This window comes from Inquilinus sp. YAF38, assembly GCF_052113205.1.
Lineage (GTDB): Bacteria > Pseudomonadota > Alphaproteobacteria > DSM-16000 > Inquilinaceae > Inquilinus.
Map to the genome: position 1 here is coordinate 13,186 of NZ_JBFRCU010000026.1, position 16,763 is coordinate 29,948.

General features: G+C 69.6%; 16 protein-coding genes. 7 read left to right on the forward strand and 9 right to left on the reverse strand.

Going from position 1 to position 16,763, the window contains the following annotated elements; genetic code table 11:
* Nucleotides 1–406 precede the first annotated feature (406 nt).
* Nucleotides 407–1,063 carry a PAQR family membrane homeostasis protein TrhA gene (gene trhA, locus AB4Z01_RS13965; protein WP_441694535.1) on the forward strand — a complete coding sequence of 219 codons (657 nt, stop codon included), beginning with the start codon at nucleotides 407–409 and terminating at the stop codon, nucleotides 1,061–1,063.
* Nucleotides 1,064–1,150: 87 nt separating this feature from the next.
* Here the strand turns inward: trhA and AB4Z01_RS13970 are convergent, their stop codons facing one another.
* The 3 genes from AB4Z01_RS13970 to AB4Z01_RS13980 all read right to left on the reverse strand — a co-directional run bounded on the left by AB4Z01_RS13970 (nucleotide 1,151) and on the right by AB4Z01_RS13980 (nucleotide 5,831).
* A complete protein-coding gene (locus AB4Z01_RS13970) occupies nucleotides 1,151–3,037 on the reverse strand; it encodes a potassium transporter Kup (RefSeq protein ID WP_441694536.1) in 1,887 nt (628 codons plus the stop codon).
* A 284-nt stretch (nucleotides 3,038–3,321) separates the two neighbouring features.
* A complete protein-coding gene (locus AB4Z01_RS13975; RefSeq protein ID WP_441694538.1) occupies nucleotides 3,322–4,074 on the reverse strand; it encodes a glucose 1-dehydrogenase in 753 nt (250 codons plus the stop codon).
* Between the two features lie 311 nt (nucleotides 4,075–4,385).
* Nucleotides 4,386–5,831 (reverse strand): aldehyde dehydrogenase family protein, encoded by a 1,446-nt coding sequence (locus tag AB4Z01_RS13980; protein WP_441694539.1) that lies wholly within the window; start codon nucleotides 5,829–5,831, stop codon nucleotides 4,386–4,388.
* A 125-nt stretch (nucleotides 5,832–5,956) separates the two neighbouring features.
* Here AB4Z01_RS13980 and AB4Z01_RS13985 point away from each other — a divergent pair, with 125 nt between their 5' ends.
* Nucleotides 5,957–7,378: a sigma-54-dependent transcriptional regulator gene (locus tag AB4Z01_RS13985; protein ID WP_441694633.1), complete on the forward strand. Its 1,422-nt coding sequence runs from the start codon at nucleotides 5,957–5,959 to the stop codon at nucleotides 7,376–7,378.
* A gap of 1 nt (nucleotide 7,379) precedes the next feature.
* Here AB4Z01_RS13985 and AB4Z01_RS13990 read toward each other — a convergent pair whose 3' ends face one another.
* A complete protein-coding gene (locus tag AB4Z01_RS13990; RefSeq protein ID WP_441694540.1) occupies nucleotides 7,380–7,844 on the reverse strand; it encodes an ASCH domain-containing protein in 465 nt (154 codons plus the stop codon).
* A complete protein-coding gene (locus tag AB4Z01_RS13995; protein ID WP_441694542.1) occupies nucleotides 7,841–9,091 on the reverse strand; it encodes an MFS transporter in 1,251 nt (416 codons plus the stop codon). Before AB4Z01_RS13995 ends, AB4Z01_RS13990 begins: the two co-directional genes overlap by 4 nt.
* Before the next feature lie 199 nt (nucleotides 9,092–9,290).
* Here AB4Z01_RS13995 and AB4Z01_RS14000 point away from each other — a divergent pair, with 199 nt between their 5' ends.
* A complete protein-coding gene (locus AB4Z01_RS14000; RefSeq protein WP_441694544.1) occupies nucleotides 9,291–9,719 on the forward strand; it encodes an EVE domain-containing protein in 429 nt (142 codons plus the stop codon).
* A 7-nt stretch (nucleotides 9,720–9,726) separates the two neighbouring features.
* On the opposite strand, the gene AB4Z01_RS14005 is transcribed toward AB4Z01_RS14000, so the two are convergent.
* Entirely contained in the window at nucleotides 9,727–10,581 is an 855-nt protein-coding gene (locus AB4Z01_RS14005; RefSeq protein ID WP_441694546.1) for a helix-turn-helix domain-containing protein, read from the reverse strand.
* 140 nt (nucleotides 10,582–10,721) lie between these two features.
* Between AB4Z01_RS14005 and AB4Z01_RS14010 the strand changes: the two genes are divergently transcribed.
* Both AB4Z01_RS14010 and AB4Z01_RS14015 read left to right on the forward strand, forming a co-directional pair.
* Nucleotides 10,722–11,633, forward strand: coding sequence for a fatty acid desaturase (locus AB4Z01_RS14010; RefSeq protein ID WP_441694548.1), 912 nt, complete (start codon nucleotides 10,722–10,724; stop codon nucleotides 11,631–11,633).
* A 41-nt stretch (nucleotides 11,634–11,674) separates the two neighbouring features.
* Nucleotides 11,675–12,469 carry a phosphate/phosphite/phosphonate ABC transporter substrate-binding protein gene (locus AB4Z01_RS14015; RefSeq protein WP_441694550.1) on the forward strand — a complete coding sequence of 265 codons (795 nt, stop codon included), beginning with the start codon at nucleotides 11,675–11,677 and terminating at the stop codon, nucleotides 12,467–12,469.
* Here AB4Z01_RS14015 and AB4Z01_RS14020 read toward each other — a convergent pair.
* On the reverse strand, nucleotides 12,408–12,794 hold the full coding sequence (locus AB4Z01_RS14020; protein WP_441694552.1) for an Hpt domain-containing protein: 387 nt from the start codon (nucleotides 12,792–12,794) through the stop codon (nucleotides 12,408–12,410). The two genes, AB4Z01_RS14015 and AB4Z01_RS14020, sit on opposite strands and share 62 nt — an antisense overlap.
* Nucleotides 12,795–12,899: 105 nt before the next feature.
* On the opposite strand from AB4Z01_RS14020, the gene AB4Z01_RS14025 reads away from it, so the two are divergent.
* Nucleotides 12,900–13,472 (forward strand): TetR/AcrR family transcriptional regulator, encoded by a 573-nt coding sequence (locus AB4Z01_RS14025; protein ID WP_441694554.1) that lies wholly within the window; start codon nucleotides 12,900–12,902, stop codon nucleotides 13,470–13,472.
* 82 nt (nucleotides 13,473–13,554) lie between these two features.
* The gene (locus AB4Z01_RS14030) at nucleotides 13,555–14,655 is read left to right on the forward strand and encodes an alkene reductase (RefSeq protein WP_441694555.1); all 1,101 of its coding nucleotides are present in this window, start codon (nucleotides 13,555–13,557) and stop codon (nucleotides 14,653–14,655) included.
* Nucleotide 14,656: 1 nt separating this feature from the next.
* On the opposite strand, the gene AB4Z01_RS14035 is transcribed toward AB4Z01_RS14030, so the two are convergent.
* Nucleotides 14,657–14,818 carry a hypothetical protein gene (locus tag AB4Z01_RS14035; protein WP_441694557.1) on the reverse strand — a complete coding sequence of 54 codons (162 nt, stop codon included), beginning with the start codon at nucleotides 14,816–14,818 and terminating at the stop codon, nucleotides 14,657–14,659.
* Between the two features lie 8 nt (nucleotides 14,819–14,826).
* On the reverse strand, nucleotides 14,827–16,716 hold the full coding sequence (locus AB4Z01_RS14040) for an ABC transporter ATP-binding protein (RefSeq protein ID WP_441694559.1): 1,890 nt from the start codon (nucleotides 16,714–16,716) through the stop codon (nucleotides 14,827–14,829).
* Nucleotides 16,717–16,763 lie beyond the last annotated feature (47 nt).

Sequence of the window (16,763 nt, forward strand, 5' to 3'; positions counted from 1 at the left end):
TGGGTTGGTTTTTCGGTACGTCGCAATGCTCGGTGTTGATCCGTCATGGCGAGCCCCGCAGGGGCGTGGCCACCAAGGGCCGCTCGCACCGGCTTCTGGATGGCCACGTCGGCTTCGCCTCCTCGCCATGACGGGAAAGGGGCGAAGATTCGCTCTCAGGATTCGGATCTGGGTTTAACCATTACAAACGAAACGAAACCTGACAAGAGGATTTTCTGAAACAGAAGACAGTGGCTGGAGGTCTATTCAATATTGCCAAAAATTAGATTCTTTTATTGTAAATCATGACACTTGTTTTGTCTTGTCCAGCAGCCTGCCGCGGGGCGGGGCTCGTCGTGACGATCGCCGCATCCCATCGGTGACCTCGCCGCCTGGCGGCAGCCGGATCGGATGCTAGATTGATCCCATGACCGAAGGGACCGTCGCCCGCACCGAGACCCTGGCCGAGGAGATCGCGAATGCGGTCACCCACGGCATCGGCGCCGCCCTGGCCGTGGCCGGTCTGGTGGTGCTCCTGGTCCTGGCCAGCCTGTACGGCGGCGCGCTCGAGATCGTCAGCCTGGCGATCTACGGCGCGACGCTGGTGTTGACCTATGTGTCGTCCACCCTGCTGCATGCGGCGCGCACGGCCCGGTTCAGGCACGCCTGCAATCTGCTCGACCATGCCTCGATCTATCTGCTGATCGCCGGCACCTATACTCCGTTCCTGCTGCTCGGCCTGCGCGGCGCCTGGGGCTGGACGCTGTTCGCGGTGATTTGGGGGCTGGCGATCACCGGCGTGGTGCTGCGGCTGTCCTGGCGCCGCTACGGCCGGCACATCGCGCTGCCGCTCTATCTCGGCATGGGCTGGCTGATCCTGGTCGCGATCGGCCCGGTGTGGTCGTCGCTCGGCGGCGCCGCCGTGGGCTGGATCGTGGCCGGCGGCCTCGCCTACACCGCCGGCGTCGCGTTCTATGTCTGGGAGCGGCTGCCGTTCAACCACATGATCTGGCACCTGTTCGTGCTGGCCGGCAGCGCCCTGCACTTCACCGGCATCATGATCACCGTCGTGCCCCGCGGCTGATTCGGCTGCCGCTCGCAGGGTCTTTGCTGCGATACGCGAAAGAACCGTCAGGCAGGGGACGGAGAGGCGGGTTTCAGAGAACGCCGCTCAGATCTCCAGGTGCGAGCCCAGCTCGACCGCGCGGTTGGCCGGGATGCGGAAGAACTCGGTGGCGCTCAGCGCGTTGTTCGACATCAGGATGAACAGCCACTCCTGCCACGGCGGCAGCTCGGGCCGCGGCGACGGCACGAAATACTCCCGGCTCATGAAGAACGAGGTGTCGGCCATGTTGAAGCCCAGACCCTTGGCGGCGCAGGCGGCCAGGGCGCGGGGCACGTCCGGCTGCTGCTGGAAGCCGTAGCGCACGATCACCGTGTAGAAGCCGTCACCGAGATCCTTGATCTCGATGCGCTGGTCGTCGTCGACCCGCGGCTCGTCCGTGGTCTCGACCTTCAGCAGCACCACGCGCTCGTGGATGATCTTGTTGTGCTTCAGGTTGTGCAGCAGGGCGAAGGGCACGACGCCGACATTGCCGGTCATGAAGATGCCGGTGCCGGGCACCCGGTGCGCCCGCTTGTACATCTTGCCCTCGACGAAGGTCGCCAGCGGGATGGCGTCGCGGTAGCGCCGCCGATACAGGATCTCGCGGCCCTTGCGCCACACCCACATCAGCGTCGTCAGCGCCACCGCCAGCACCAGCGGGAACCAGCCGCCATGCAGAATCTTGATGGTGTTGGCGCCGAAGAAGGCAAGGTCGATGAACAGGAACGTCGCGAACAGCGGCGCCGCGGTCCAACGGCTCCAGCCCCAGCGGTGGCGGGCGACGAGATAGGCCAGCACGCTGGTCACCGCCATGGTGCCGGTCACGGCGATGCCGTAGGCCCCGGCCAGGGCGCTGGAGGAGCCGAAGCCGACCACCAGGATGACCACCGCGGCGTAGAGCGACCAGTTGATCCGCGAGATGTAGATCTGGCCCTTCTCCTCGGCCGAGGTGTGCCGCACCTCCAGCCGCGGCATGTAGCCGAGCTGGGCCGCCTGCTGGCTGACCGAGAAAGCGCCGGAGATCACGGCCTGGGAGGCGATCACCGTGGCCATGGTGGACAGGATCACCATCGGGTACAGGCCCCAGGACGGGGTCAGCAGGAAGAAGGGCGATTCGATCGCCGCCGGGTTCTCGATCAGCAGCGCGCCCTGGCCGAAATAGTTCAGCAGCAGCGCCGGCCAGACGAAGCTGACCCAGGCGATGCGGATCGGAGCGCGGCCGAAATGGCCCATATCGGCATAGAGCGCCTCGCCGCCGGTGACCGCCAGCACCACCGAGCCGAGCACGACGATGGCGGCCCAGGGGCTGGTGTAGAACAGCTCGACCGCGTGGTTCGGCCAGATCGCCGCCAGCACGTCGGGGCGGCCGACGATCTGGACGGCGCCGAGCAGGCCGATGACCAGGAACCAGACGCACATGATCGGGCCGAAGGCCGATCCGACCTTGGCCGTGCCATGGGCCTGGACCATGAAGATCAGGGTCAGGATGATCAGCGTCAGCGGGATGATGTAAGGGTCGAAGACCGGCGTCGCGATCTTCAGGCCCTCCACGGCGCTGAGCACCGAGATCGCCGGGGTGATGACGCCGTCGCCGTAGAACAGCGCCGCGCCGACGATGCCCAGGAGGACGATGAAATGGCCCCATCTCTTGCCGCGCCGCGCCCGGAAGGCCAGGGCGGTCAGGGCCAGCACGCCGCCCTCGCCGCGGTTGTCAGCGCGCATCACGAAGGAGACGTATTTGATCGTGATGATCAGCGTCGTCGCCCAGAAGATCAGCGACAGCACGCCCAGCACCGCCCCCTCGGAGACGCCGGGCGCCCCCGGATGGGTGAAGCATTCCCGGATGGTGTAGAGCGGGCTGGTGCCGATGTCGCCATACACGACGCCGATGACGCCGAGCAGCTTGGGGGCGAGCGATTGGCCGTCGCGCGAGTCGGTTGCGAGGGTCGTCATCGCGCCTTCCTAGTCGGATGGCGCGCCGTCGACAACCCGGCCGTTGCTGGCATGCCCATCGCCCCTTCGCTGCCCTCGGTGCCGAGGGTGCGGGGATCGCCGCGCCGAGGCAAGCCCCGGCTTCGGTCGGCCCGGGTCAGCGAGACCATTTCAGAACAGCAATTCATCCCTTTGCCGTCATTCCCGCGAAAGCGGGAATCTCTTTCCGGTCCAAGCGTGACGAGATCCCCGCTTTCGCGGGGATGACGGGTTTGGGGAATTCTGAAAAGGTCTCTCAGGGGCGCCTAAATGCAGCGGCCGCCATCGACCTCGAGCGCGACGCCGGTGACCATCGAGGCCTCGTCGGAGGACAGATACAGCGCAGCGTTGGCGATGTCCTCGGGCGTGCTCATCCGGCCGAGCGGGATGGTGGCCAGGAACTGGGCCCGCCGCTCCGGCGTGTCTTCGCCGAGGAAGGTCGAGGTCAGGCCGGTCTGGCCCAGCACCGGGCACAGGCAGTTGACCCGGATCTTCGGCGCCAGCTCGACCGCCATCGACTTGGTGGCGGTGATCACCGCGCCCTTCGAGGCGTTGTACCAGGTCAGGCCGGGCCGCGGCCGGATGCCGGCGGTCGAGGCGATGTTGAGGATCGATCCGCCCTTGGCCGAGAGATGCGGCGCGGCGTGCCGGACCGACAGGAAGATCGCCTTCACATTGACCGCGAAGATGCGATCGAACTCGTCCTCGGTGACCTCGGACATCGGCTTGTTGCGATGGGTGTAGCCGGCGTTGTTGACGACGATGTCGAGCCCGCCGAAGGCCTCGACCGCGGTGGCGATGGCGACCGCGGTGTCGGCGTCGCGCGACACGTCGGTGCGGACGAAGCAGGCCGAGCCCGCACGCACTTCGTTCAAAGCCGCGGCCACGGCCTCGCCGGCTTCCGTCGACAGATCGGCGATCAGCACGTTGGCGCCTTCCCGCACGAAGCGCTCGGCGATGCCCTTGCCGAAACCTGACGCCGCGCCGGTGACGATGGCCGCCTTGCCTTCGAGCCGCATGCCCTGTCCCTCTGTCCTGGTCGTATGGTGGTCGTGCCGCGGGCGGAGGCGCCGCCAAATGCCGGGCGCCCGGCCCTGTTCCGGTCAAGGACCGTCGAATGGCCGGACTATAGGGGCAGGGCGGCCAAGGCAGCAGGCGAATGTCCGCCGAGGTGGTATGAGCCGGGCGCGGGCCTATGGCCCCCGCTCCCCCTTTCCTGTCATTGCCGGGCTTGACCCGGCAATCCAGGGGCCACCCAGAGCGGCATTGAGAGCCCCTGGATGCCCGGGTCAAGCCCGGGCATCACAGAATTGGGTAGGCCCGGCGGCCGCTATCCGTGCCTGATCGCGATGGTCTTGGTCACGCTGAAATGATCCAGCCCCTCCATCGCCTTCTCGCGGCCGAAGCCGGAGCGCTTCATGCCGCCGAAGGGCAGCTCGACGCCGCCGCCGGCGCCGTAGTTGTTGACGAAGACCTGGCCGGCCCGGACCCGGCGGGCGCAGCGCAGCTGGCGGGCACCGTCGCGGGTCCAGACTCCGGCGACCAGGGCGAACTCGGTGCCGTTGGCCAGGCGGATCGCCTCCTCCTCGTCGCGGAAGCGCAGCACCGCCAGCACCGGGCCGAACACCTCCTCCTGCGCCAGCGGATGGCCGGGCGGCACGTCGCCGATCAGGGTCGGCACCTGGTAGAAGCCGCCGGCCGGGGCGTTCGGGGACAGGCGGCCTTCGGCCAGCACCGGCAGCCCGTCGGCGCGGGCGCGGTCGAGATGGCCGCGCACCCGCTCCTGCTGCCGGGCGCTGATCAGCGGGCCGCAATCCGGGTCGCGGTCCCAGGGGCCGGTCTCCAGCGCCTTGAAGCGCTCTCCCAAGGCCGCCAGGAAGTCGTCGGCGATGCCGTCCTGCAGCAGCAGGCGGCTGCCGGCCGAGCAGGTCTGGCCGGCATTCTGCACGATCGCCGCGGTGACGAAGGGCAGGGCGGCCTCGGCATCGGCGTCGTCGAACACCAGCTGCGGCGACTTGCCGCCCAGCTCCATCGTCACCGGCCGGTTGAATTGCGCCGCCGCAGCCTGGATCGCGGCGCCGGTGGCGGGCGACCCGGTGAAGCTGATGTGGTCGAGGCCGGGATGCGACGCCAGGGCCGCGCCCGCCTCGGCGCCCAGGCCGGTGACCACGTTCAGCGCGCCCGGCGGCAGCCCGGCCTCCAGCGCCAGCCGGGCGATGCGCAGCGGTGTCAGGCAGGCATCCTCGGCCGGTTTCAGCACGCAGGCATTGCCGGCGGCCAGCGCGCCGCCGATGGTGCGGCCGAAGATCTGCGCCGGGTAGTTCCACGGGATGACGTGGCCGGTGACGCCGTAGGGCTCCTTCACCGTCAGCACGGTGTAGCCGTCGAGATAGGGCAGGGTGGTGCCGTGGTGCTTGTCGCAGGCGCCGCCATAGAACTCGAAATAGCGGGCGCAGGCGGCGATGTCGGCCTTGGCCTGCTTCACCGGCTTGCCGGCGTCGGCCGCCTCCAGCCGCCACAGCGTCTCGAAATCCGCCTCGATGGCGCGGCCGATGCGGGACAGGATGCGGCCGCGCTCGACCGCCGGCATCCGGCCCCAGGGCCCGTCGTCGAAGGCCCGGCGCGCGGCCCGCACGGCGGCATCGATCTCGGCCGGGCCGCCGCGGGCAAGGCTGTCGAACGCCGCCCCGGTCGACGGGTCGATCACCGGAATGGTGCGGCCATCCTCCGCGCCGTTCCAAATTCCGTCGATCAGAATCGTTTTCGGACCTATCATGACATACTTTCTGTCTCTGGACCGTTCGTCGTGGTGGGGCAGGCCCGGCACGTCGTTGCGTTTAAGACGAATTCTTGTTGCGGGCTATTGTGAAGATGGATGCCTCCCTCGGCCACGATGTCGCCATGGCGCCCCTCGCTGATCCGCAGGCGGCCGACTCCGCTTCCGTGCTCCTGGTCGAGGACATGCCGGCGCTGGCGCGGCTGTACATCGAGACCTTGGCCAAGGCCGGCATCGCCGTCGATCACGCCGAGACCGGGGCCGAGGCGCTCGCGGCGCTGGCGCAGGGGCATTATGCGACCGTGCTGCTCGACCTGAACCTGCCCGACATGAACGGCATGGAGATCCTGCAGCATATCCGCGAGCAGCAGATCCCGGTGGCGGCGATCGTCATCACCGCCCATGGCTCGGTCAACATCGCGGTCGAGGCGATGCGGCTCGGCGCCTTCGACTTCCTGGTCAAGCCCTTCCCCGGCGACCGGCTGACGGTGACCGTCCGCAACACGCTGGAGCGGATGCGGCTGCAGCGCGAGGTCGAAGCCTGGCGCGAGGATCTCGGTCGCGACCGCTATTACGGCTTCATCGGCCGGTCGCTGGCGATGCAGGCGGTGTACCGGATCATCGATTCGGCGGCGGCGTCGAAGGCCACGGTGTTCGTCACCGGCGAGAGCGGCACCGGCAAGGAGCTGTGCGCCGAGGCCGTGCACCGCCGCAGCCCGCGGCGCGACCACCCTTTCGTCGCGCTCAACTGCGGCGCCATCCCACGCGACCTGATGGAATCGGAGATCTTCGGCCATGTGAAAGGCGCCTTCACCGGCGCGGTGGCCGACCGCGAGGGCGCCGCGGTGCGGGCCGATGGCGGCACCCTGTTCCTGGACGAGATCTGCGAGCTGCCGGCGGAGCTGCAGACCAAGCTGCTGCGCTTCCTGCAGACCGGGCAGGTGACGGCGGTCGGCGGCAGCCGCGAGCGCAAGGTCGATCTGCGCATCGTCTGCGCCACCAACCGCGATCCGGCCGAGGAGGTGCGCCTGGGCCGGTTCCGCGAGGACCTGTACTACCGGCTGCTGGTGATCCCGGTGACCCTGCCGCCGCTGCGCGAGCGCGAGGACGACGTGCTGCTGATCGCCCACCAGTTCCTGCACGACTACGCGGCGGAGGAGGGCAAGAGCTTCGGCGATTTCGACCTCGAGGTGGCGGAGGATCTGCAGCGCTACGCCTGGCCGGGCAATGTCCGCCAGCTGCAGAACGTGATCCGCAACATCGTCGTGCTGCATGACGGGCCGCTGGTGACCCGGGCGATGCTGCCGTCGCCGGTCCGGACCCTGATCCCGGCGGCACAGCCCAGCCGCCCGGCGGCCCAGCCGCCGGCCGTCCCGAACGGCAAGGGGCCCTCGGTCCGGCCGCTGTGGATGATCGAGAAGGATGCGATCGAGGACGCGATCTCGGCCTGCGACGGCAATGTGCCGAGGGCCGCGGCGCTGCTCGGCATCAGCGCCTCGACGATCTACCGCAAGCGGCTGAACTGGGAGGCCGAGGGCCGCGGCTGAGCTATCGGCGCGGCTCCGGATAGACCAGGCGGAAGCGCTCGCAGAACACCGGCATGTCGAGCGCCGGCTGGCGCCCGATCTCGGCGCAGCGGCGGCCGAAATAGCGCCAATGCGCCTCGCGCCAGGAGGCGAGCGAGCGGTCGCCTTCGCCCTCGTCACGGGCGAAGGCGGCGTCGACCCGGTCGAAGGGCAGCACCCGCACCTCGACCGTCTGCAGGACGCAATGCGGCGTGCCGGCGAAGTCGGTGATCAGGCTGTGGCCGCCCGGCTTCGGCGTGCCGGCCGCGTCGGCGCCCCAGACCAGACCGGCGGTGGCGGTCTTGGTACCGGCCAGCACCAAATCCAGCAGCTCCCGCGCCAGCGCCTCGCTGTCGCCGAAATACCAGAGGTCATAGCGCTCGGGCAGGCCGAGATCCGGCCGGGTGCGGCGGAGATTCCGCCACCAGGAATCGGCGATGTCGGTCACGGTCGGCTCCTCCGGTCCGGGCCGCCCCCGAGGCCGGCGGTCAGGCGCGGCACCGGCCGGCGGCAGAACAGCTCGGTCGCATACAGCAGCAGCGCCACGGCGGGGAAGGCGAGGCCGATCCAGCTGACCAGCGACCAGCCGCCCGAGCTGAAGGTGCCGCTGGCGATGGCGGAGCCGATGGCGCCGCCGGCGAAGGCGCTGGCGACGTAGAGCCCGTTCATCCGGCCGCGCGCCTCTGGCGCCAGGGCGTAGATGGCGCGCTGGCCCAGCACCATGTTGGCCTGCACCCCAAAATCCAGGAGGATGCCGGCGGCGGCCAGCAGCACCACCGACCCGGCGGCGCCGCCGGCCCAGGCCATGGCGTAGGCGACGGCGACCGAGGCCAGGGCGCCGAAGGTGGCCGGCCGGGTCCAGCCGCGGTCGGCGATGCGGCCGGCCAGGGGCGCGGCCAGGGCGCCGGCGGCGCCGACCAGGGCGAAGACGGCGATGCCGGCCTGGCTGTAGCCGAAGCGCGGGCCGGCCAGCTCCAGCGGCACCGCGGTCCAGAACAGGCTGAACCCGGCGAACAGCGCGGCCTGGTAGGCGGCGCGGCGCTGCAGAATGGGCGTATGGCGGAACAGCGTGGCCAGCGAGCGCAGCACCTGGCCGTAGCCCGGGCCCGGCGCCGGCCGGTATTGCGGCAGGCGCCAGGCCAGCACCGCCAGCAGGCCGGCCATCAGCAGGGTGGAGAGGAAGAAGATGGCGCGCCAGCCGAACAGCTCAGCCACCATGCTGGCGACCGGCCGCGCCAGCAGGATGCCGAGCAGCAGGCCGCTCATGATGTTGCCGACGACCCGGCCGCGGATCGCGTCGGGCGCCATATGCGCCGCCATCGGAATCAGGATCTGCGCCGCGACCGAGCTGAGGCCGATCAGCAGCGCCGCGAACAGGAAGATCCCGGCGCTCGGCGCCAGGGCGGCGATCAGCAGGGCGACCACGGTGCCGGAGAGGGTCAGCACGACGAGTCGCCGGTTCTCGACCATGTCGGCCAGCGGCACCAGCAGGATCAGCCCGACGCCGTAGCCGATCTGGGTCAGGGTGACCACCAGGCTGGCGGCGACGGTGCCGAGCCCGACCGAGGGCGCGATCAACGCGATCAGCGGCTGGGCGTAGTACAGGTTGGCGACGATGGCGCCGCAGGCGACCGCCATCAGGAACATCATCGCCGGCGTGATCGCCGGGACGGCAGGATGCGCGCGCTCGCCCATGGCGACGCCTCTCGGGCAACGGAATCGGTCGGAGGAGGATCAAATATAGAACGTCCGGCGCCGCTGTGGTGCACAAAAGTCCGACATGGCAGCGTTGAGCGAGCGGCGCGTCTGGATGGCTGAGACCGACCGATCGCTGCTGCCGGAAACTGGCAGCATCTGCTGCGTATCATCCGTCTCACTAATGCAGGAGGTGGACATGAGCGGATGTTGGATTGCCGTCGCGTCGACGGAGCATGTTCGCCGCGGCCGTGAGGGCGGGTTCATGCAGGTCTGCCACGGCAAGGCCGCACCGTTGCGTCGGATCCGGCGGGGCGACCGGGTGATCTACTATTCCCCGACCGGGACGTTCGGCGGAAAGGACCGGCTGCAGGCCTTCACCGCCATCGGCTCCGTGATCGACGACGGGCCCTACGATGTGGATCTGGGAAACGGTTTCCAGCCCTACCGCCGGGCCGTGGCCTGGGAGGATGTCGGGGAGACCCCGGTCCACCCGCTGCTGGACACCCTGGCGTTTACGGCCGGCCGGCCGAACTGGGGCTATCAACTGCGCTTCGGCCTGTTCGCGATCTGCGACGGCGACGCCGAGGTGATCGAGGCCGCGATGCGCGCCGCAGCCTCCGGCTGACGACGGCCTATCCCAGCCTTGCCCGCAGCCGGCGCAGCAGCTTGGGCACGTCGGGCGGCTGCACGATGGCGCCGCGGATCAGGCTGTCGAAATGCTCGGACAGGGCGCGGATGTGCTCGGTCGAGTTGAACAGGAAGTACATGCCGCCGAGATAGATCACCGCCCGCAGCGGCCCGAACACCGTCACCGGCACGGAATAGTGCTGCCGGCCGTCATAGAAGAACCAGCGGAAGGTCGGGTACAGCTCTTCCACCAGCGCAATCATGTGATCGAGCTGGCGGGCCCGGACCTCGTTGTCGAGGTCGTGCCAGATGCCCTCGCCGCGGGCGAAGCCCTCGATCGCCTGGATCGAGTTGCAGGCCTCCATGTCGGTCTCCGGCCGGCGCTGATAGGCCAGGCGGGCGGCCGCGGTCTCGATCCGCTGCTCCGGCCCCGCCCCGGCGAAATGCGCCAGTTCATGCCGGATCACGTCGCGATTCTTGAGGATGTCGGGCAGGGTGGTGGCGACGTGGCGGATCTTGTAGCCGATCGCCTCGCGGTGCCAGGCGATCAGCCGCTCGTCATCGGCCCATTGCGCGTCGCGCTCGATCGCCAGCCGCTCCGGCAGGATGTCGGCAGAGAGGGGGCCGCGCTGGCTCAGCCCCAGCAGCCAGTCGATGCTGACCTGGCGGGCGGCGGCGATCGCCGCCAGGGTCTCGGCCCGCGGCAGCCGATCATTCGCCGACGACAGGATCTGTGACAGGGTCGACCGGTCCATGCCGACCGCGGCGGCGAAGGCGCTGCGGCTCTGGCCGGAGGCGGCGATGATCTCCTCCAGCCGGGCGCGGAAGGTCTCGATCATGTCGTGGCGGGACTGCGCCATTGCGGGGTTTCCAAAACAAATTGTGCGAGTTCGCAACAGTTTGGATGATAGTACACCAACCGCGTTGTTTCGTGCGCATTATCGCATTGCCCGATATGAATGATTTACGAGACCGTGAAGCCCTGCGGATGGGGATCCACATGGCGGACACGGTGAAGCGAGCAAATTTCGAAGGACCGACCTGGGCGGTGGCCGTCACGGTGTATTGCGGCTGGGCGGCGCTGCTGTGGTTCCACGCGGCACTGCCGGCGCCGCTGTTCATCGCCATCGGCGCGGTGCTGCTGGCCTGGTACGGGTCGCTGCAGCACGAGACCATCCATGGCCACCCGACCCGGTCGCGCCGGATCAACACGGCGATCGGCTGGACACCCCTGTCGCTGTGGCTGCCCTACGCCTCCTATCGCGACCTGCACCTGCACCATCACCGCGACGCGCATCTGACCTCGCCGGTCGAGGATCCCGAAAGCTACTACGTCACCGACGACCACTGGTCGGCGCTCAGCCCGGCCGGGCGGGCGGTGCTGCGCTTCAACCGCACGCTGCTGGGCCGCTTCCTGATCGGCCCGGCCCTGGCCTGGTACGGGCTGTGGGCGGAGGAGCTGCCGAAGCTGCGCCATGACCGCAAGGTGCGGGTCGTCTGGGCGGCGCATCTGGCCGGCGCCGCCGCCGTGCTGGCCGTGGTCTCGATCGGGTTCGGCATCTCGCCGATCCTCTATGTCGCCACTTGCTACGCCGGCACCGCGCTGTCGCTGCTGCGCTCCTTCGCCGAGCACCGCGCCGGGCCGGAAGGGCTGCGCACTGCCGTGGTGTCCTCCGGGCCGTTCTTCTCGCTGCTGTTCCTCAACAACAACCTGCATGTGGCGCATCACGCCCGTCCCGGCCTGGCCTGGTACCGGCTGCCGCGCTTCGCCGCCGCCAATGACTCCGCCGGCGTCGCCGCGCGCGGCGCGGGGCTGTATCGCGGCTATGGCGAGATCGCCAAGCGCTACCTGTTCCGCCCGGTCGACGAGCCGGTGCATCCGGATTTCGACGCCGAGCGGCGCGCCCGGTGACGGTCGCGACCGGGGCCGTGCCCGGTACGGCCAGCTTGCCAATGTACGATCTGCCGGAAATCCGCTGGGCCACCGATGCGCTGTGGGCGGCGGTTGCCGCGCGCCTGGCGGTTGCGGGCATCGCGGCACCACCGGCCCTGAGCCGCGGCCCGGCGGTGCACCAGCTGTGGGCCGATCCGGCGCTGCTGTTGAGCCAGACCTGCGGCAACCCCTATGTCCGGACCTACCGCGACCGGTTGCGGCTGGTGGCGACGCCTCGTTATACCGCGCCGGGCTGCGACGGCCCGCGCTATCGCAGCGTGCTGATAGTGCGTGCGGACGCGCGGGGCGAGGATCTGGCGGATTTCCGCGGCGCCGTCTGCGCCGTCAATGGTTGGGACAGCCTGTCCGGCTGGGTCGCGTTGGCCGCGGCGCTGCCGGACCCGCAGTTCTTCCGCGCCGCTTCGGTCACCGGCGCCCATGCCGACAGCGTGGCGGCGGTGGCGGCGGGGGAGGCTGACATCGCCGCGATCGACTGCGTCACCTATGCGCTGCTGCAGCGCCACCGCCCTGCCGCCACCGCCGCGCTGCGCGTGATCGGCCGGACCGCGCTCGCGCCCAGCCTGCCCCTGGTGACGCGCCGGGACGTGGATGACGGCACGGTCGAGGCGCTGCGGTCGGCCCTGCGCGATGCTTTGGCCGATCCGGCGCTGGCCGAGGCCCGCGCCGCGCTGCTGATCGAGGGCATCGAGATCCTGGGCGAGGCCGATTACGACGCGATCCCGCCCCAGCCGGTCAGCACTCCTCCTCAGCTTTCCGCTCCATCTCGCCGCTCCGCCACAGCTCCAGCGCCCTGACGGTCTCGGCCACCCGGGCCCTGGCCACCTTGGCCAGCTCCTGGGGCCGGCCCGGCCGGCTGCCGCCCTTGTCGCCGAGCGACTCGGCGAGGTCGATCAGGGTGCGGGCACCGCAGATCGCGGCGCAGGAACGCAGGGCATAGGCCTCCAGCGCCAGGGCCTCGCGGTCGCCCGCTCCGGCCGCGGCCGTGATCGCGTCGGCGCGTTCGCGCAGCTCCTCGAGCAGGTCGTCGACCATCGCCCGGCGGGCGGCGTCATCGAACCCGGACAGGTTGCGCTCCAGCGCCGCCGGGTCGAACTGATATCGCGGACCGTTGCCGGCCATCCATAACCTCCACCACCCCTCTCTCATATCGCTTCGCATAGCCGTGAGTTCCAGGCGCAAGGCGGCGCGACTTGCATTCCGGAACGGGCGGTCCATATTTCAGCGATGGTTTCCCATCCCGGCCGTCCCCGCGAATTCGACAAGGACACCGCGCTCGACGCGGCAATGGCCCTGTTCTGGCGCCATGGCTACGAGGCGACGTCGCTGGACGATCTGACGCGGGCGATGGATCTCAGCCGCAGCAGCTTCTACGGCAGCTTCGGCTCCAAGCACGAGGTCCTGCTGGCGGCAATCCAACGCTACAACGACTCGCGCTTCGCGCAGCTGGAGCAGCGAGTGGCGGCCGAGCCGGACCCCGGCCGCGCCTTGCGCGTCGCGGTCGCCGGGATCTCCGGTGCCCGGGGCACTCGCGATGGCTGCTTCCTGATCAACAGCACGGTCGAGCTGGCGCCGCACGACCCGGAGGTCGAGGCGTTGAGCCGCCGCCATCTGGAGCGTCTGGAGGCGTTCCTGGCCGGGCTGCTGGCGCACCAGGCGGGCGGCGAGGCCGAGGCGATGGCCGCCCGGGCCCGAAGCCTGCTGGCGATCGCGGTCGGCGCCTGCGTGATGCACAAGGCTGGCACCGCGCCCGCCGCGATCGATGATCTGCTGGCCGCCGCCGAGCCGCTGATGCGGTGAAGCCGTCCTAATCCGCCCTTAATCTTCTTTGCTCAATTATGGACCGATTGGTCCCAAATCGAGCGCTAAACCGGAGAGACCGATGACTGCACCGAAGCTGTTCACGCCGACCCGGATCGGCGACCTGGAGCTGCCGAACCGGATCGTGATGGCGCCACTGACGCGCAACCGGGCCCGGCCCGACGGCGACGTGCCGCATGCGCTGAACGCCGAATACTATGCCCAGCGCGCCACGGCCGGCCTGCTGATCTCGGAGGGCACGCAGATCTCGCCGGAGGGCAAGGGCTATGCCTTGACCCCGGGCATCCATAGCCCGGAACAGGTGGCCGGCTGGCGGCTGGTGACCGACGCCGTGCACAAGGCCGGCGGCCGGATCGCGGCCCAGCTCTGGCATGTCGGCCGGATCTCGCACACCGTGCTGCAGCCGGGCCGCGCGTCCCCGGTCGGCCCGTCCGCGATCACCGCCGAGAACAGCCGGGTCTATGACGGCGAGGGCTTCATCCCGGTCTCGGCGCCCCGGGCGCTGGAGACGGCGGAGCTGCCGCGCATCGTCCGCGACTACGCCCAGGCCGCGCGCAACGCCCGCGAGGCCGGCTTCGACGCAATCGAGATCCACGCCGCCAACGGCTACCTGCTGCACCAGTTCCTGGCCGATCGCACCAACCAGCGGACCGACGCCTATGGCGGCCCGATCGCCAACCGGGCGCGGCTGCTGCTGGAGGTGGCGGAGGCGGTGGCCGGGGTCTGGACGCCCGGCCGGGTCGGCGTCCGGCTGTCGCCCTTCTCCAGTTTCGGCGACATCGCCGACAGCGACCCGATGGCGACCTTCGGCCATGCCATCGAGGGGCTGAGCGGGCTTGGCATCGGCTTCCTGCACCTGGTCGAAGGCCAGACCGGCGGCACCCGCGACCTGCCGCCTGGAGCCGACCTCCAGGCGCTGCGCCGGCTGTTCAAGGGCAGCTACATCGCGAATAACGGCTATGACCGCGGCCTGGCGATCGACGCGGTGGAGAGCGGTCGCGCCGACCTCGTCGCCTTCGGCAAGCTGTTCATCGCCAATCCGGACCTGGTCGAGCGGCTGCGCCGGAACGCGCCGCTGAACCCGCCGGATCAGACCAGCTTCTACGGCGGTGACGCCCGCGGCTACATCGACTACCCGGCGCTGGAAACAGTGGCGGCCTGACCTAGCCCGCCTTCGGCGCCGTCACCGCGGCGGCGTCGCGGGCGGTGTCGACGCCGAGGGTGAAGCCGGCATAGAAGCCGATGCCGAGGCCGAAGATCAGGGCCCAGACGGCGAACCAGCGCATCCCGCGCAGGCGCTGCTGCAGCTTCTCGGTCTCGCTCATCGGCATCCTCAGGCTGGGTCGGCCATTGCGGCCAGATCTTCGTCGTCGGCGGTCTGCAACGCCCAGAGCCGGGCGTACAGGCCGCCGCTGGCGATCAGCTCCGCATGGCTGCCGACCTCGGCCACGCGGCCATGGTCCAGTACATAGATCAGGTCGGCGTTGCGCACCGTCGACAGCCGGTGCGCGATCATCAGCGTGGTGCGGCCGGCCATCAGCTGGGTCAGCGCCGCCTGCACCTGCCGCTCGCTCTCGGTGTCCAGCGCCGAGGTCGCCTCGTCCAGCAGCAGGATCGGGGCGTTCTTCAGCATCGCCCGGGCGATCGACAGGCGCTGGCGCTGCCCGCCCGACAGCTTCACCCCCTGCTCCCCGACCGTGGTGTTGTAGCCCTTGGGCAGGCGCTGGATGAACTCGTGCGCCGCCGCCGCCTTGGCCGCGGCCTCGACCTCCTCCTGCGTCGCCGACGGGCGGGAATAGGCGATGTTGGCGCGCACCGTGTCGTCGAACAGGGTCACTTCCTGGCTGACCAGCGCCATGTGGTCGCGCAGCGAATGCAGGGTCAGGCCGCGGACGTCGTGGCCGTCGATCGCGACCGTGCCCTGGGTCGCGTCGTAGAAGCGCGGGATCAGGTTCAGGATGGTCGACTTGCCGGCGCCGGACGGCCCGACCAGCGCCGCCGTCTTCCCAGCCGGCACCTCCAGCGTGACCCCGCGCAGCGCCGGGATCTTCGCGCCGTAGGAGAAATGCACGTCGGTCAGGGTGATGCGGCCCTGGCACTGCGCCAGCGTCATCGCGTCCGGCGCGTCGCGGATCGTCGGCACGGCATCGATCGTCTCGAACACCCGCTCGGCCGCGGCGAAGCCGGAGGACAGGGTGTTGTGCAGGTTGGCCAGCCGCCGCAGCGGGTCGTAGACCATCAGCAGCGCGGCGATGAAGGCGAAGAACGAGCCGGTGGTGCGCGAGCCGGAGACCACCTCGTTGCCGCCGTACAGGATGACGATGACGATGGCAACGCCCGACAGGATCTCCAGGATCGGGCTGGTGGCCGAGCTGATCCGCATCGCCTTCTGCCGCAGCCGCGAGACCTCGTTGATGATCTTGGCGGCGCGGCCGGTCTCGCGCTCCTCGGCGTTGTAGGCCTTGACGTGGCGGATGCCCTGGAAGACCTGGCCGAGATGGTTGTTCAGCGAGCCGTACTGGGTGAAGGTCTTGCCGGTGATCTTGCGGATGCGCTTGCCGATCTGCAGCACCGGGATCACGGTCAGCGGGAAGATGATGAAGGTGACCGCCGCCAGCTCCAGGTCGGTGTAGAACATCACCCCGACCAGGGCGATCAGCGACAGCAGGTCGCGGCCGATGCCGGTGATGCCGGTCGCCACCGCGCCGTACATCGACTGCACGTCGTTCGTGAAGTGGCTGACCATCCGGCCCGAGGTGGTCTCGTGGAAGGTGGCGAGGTCGGCCCGGACCCGGTTGCGGAACATCCGCACCTGCAGCTCGGCGATGATCAGGCGGCCGACATTGTTCAGGATCACGCCCTGGGCATAGCCGGCGACGCCCTTGACCACGAAGATCGCCAGCACCGCGATCGCCAGCGGCCACAGCCAGGTGGCGTCGCGGTCGGTGAAGATCTTCTCGATCACCGGCTTCATCACATAGGCCGAGGCACCGGTCGAGACCGCGGTCAGCGCCATGCAGAACAGCGCCATCGCCACCTTCGGCCAATGCGGCCGGATGTAGTTGCGCAGCAGCCGCTGGGCGATCTCGCGGTCGCTCACGTGCCGCGGCTGCGGCTTCCTGTCCTTGCGCTTGGCCAAGGTGATCCGGGACCTGCTGATGTCGGGCGCGCCGTTAAACCACGGCCCCGGCTTCGCTTCAACCTTGCGGCCCGTTCCGCTCACCGGCACCATCATGCGATAAGGCCGCAATGCGGCCCGAGAAAGAGATC

What these genes read in the sequence shown, in the direction of transcription:
- AB4Z01_RS14010 (WP_441694548.1), top strand. Translation starts at nt 10,722, where the DNA reads ATGGCGGACACGGTGAAGCGAGCAAATTTCGAAGGACCGACCTGGGCG.
- AB4Z01_RS14005 (WP_441694546.1), bottom strand. Translation starts at nt 10,581, where the DNA reads ATGGCGCAGTCCCGCCACGACATGATCGAGACCTTCCGCGCCCGGCTG.
- AB4Z01_RS14025 (WP_441694554.1), top strand. Translation starts at nt 12,900, where the DNA reads ATGGTTTCCCATCCCGGCCGTCCCCGCGAATTCGACAAGGACACCGCG.
- AB4Z01_RS13970 (WP_441694536.1), bottom strand. Translation starts at nt 3,037, where the DNA reads ATGACGACCCTCGCAACCGACTCGCGCGACGGCCAATCGCTCGCCCCC.
- AB4Z01_RS13975 (WP_441694538.1), bottom strand. Translation starts at nt 4,074, where the DNA reads ATGCGGCTCGAAGGCAAGGCGGCCATCGTCACCGGCGCGGCGTCAGGT.
- trhA (WP_441694535.1), top strand. Translation starts at nt 407, where the DNA reads ATGACCGAAGGGACCGTCGCCCGCACCGAGACCCTGGCCGAGGAGATC.
- AB4Z01_RS13995 (WP_441694542.1), bottom strand. Translation starts at nt 9,091, where the DNA reads ATGGGCGAGCGCGCGCATCCTGCCGTCCCGGCGATCACGCCGGCGATG.
- AB4Z01_RS13985 (WP_441694633.1), top strand. Translation starts at nt 5,957, where the DNA reads ATGGCGCCCCTCGCTGATCCGCAGGCGGCCGACTCCGCTTCCGTGCTC.
- AB4Z01_RS14020 (WP_441694552.1), bottom strand. Translation starts at nt 12,794, where the DNA reads ATGGCCGGCAACGGTCCGCGATATCAGTTCGACCCGGCGGCGCTGGAG.
- AB4Z01_RS13980 (WP_441694539.1), bottom strand. Translation starts at nt 5,831, where the DNA reads ATGATAGGTCCGAAAACGATTCTGATCGACGGAATTTGGAACGGCGCG.
- AB4Z01_RS14030 (WP_441694555.1), top strand. Translation starts at nt 13,555, where the DNA reads ATGACTGCACCGAAGCTGTTCACGCCGACCCGGATCGGCGACCTGGAG.
- AB4Z01_RS14015 (WP_441694550.1), top strand. Translation starts at nt 11,675, where the DNA reads ATGTACGATCTGCCGGAAATCCGCTGGGCCACCGATGCGCTGTGGGCG.
- AB4Z01_RS14035 (WP_441694557.1), bottom strand. Translation starts at nt 14,818, where the DNA reads ATGAGCGAGACCGAGAAGCTGCAGCAGCGCCTGCGCGGGATGCGCTGG.
- AB4Z01_RS14000 (WP_441694544.1), top strand. Translation starts at nt 9,291, where the DNA reads ATGAGCGGATGTTGGATTGCCGTCGCGTCGACGGAGCATGTTCGCCGC.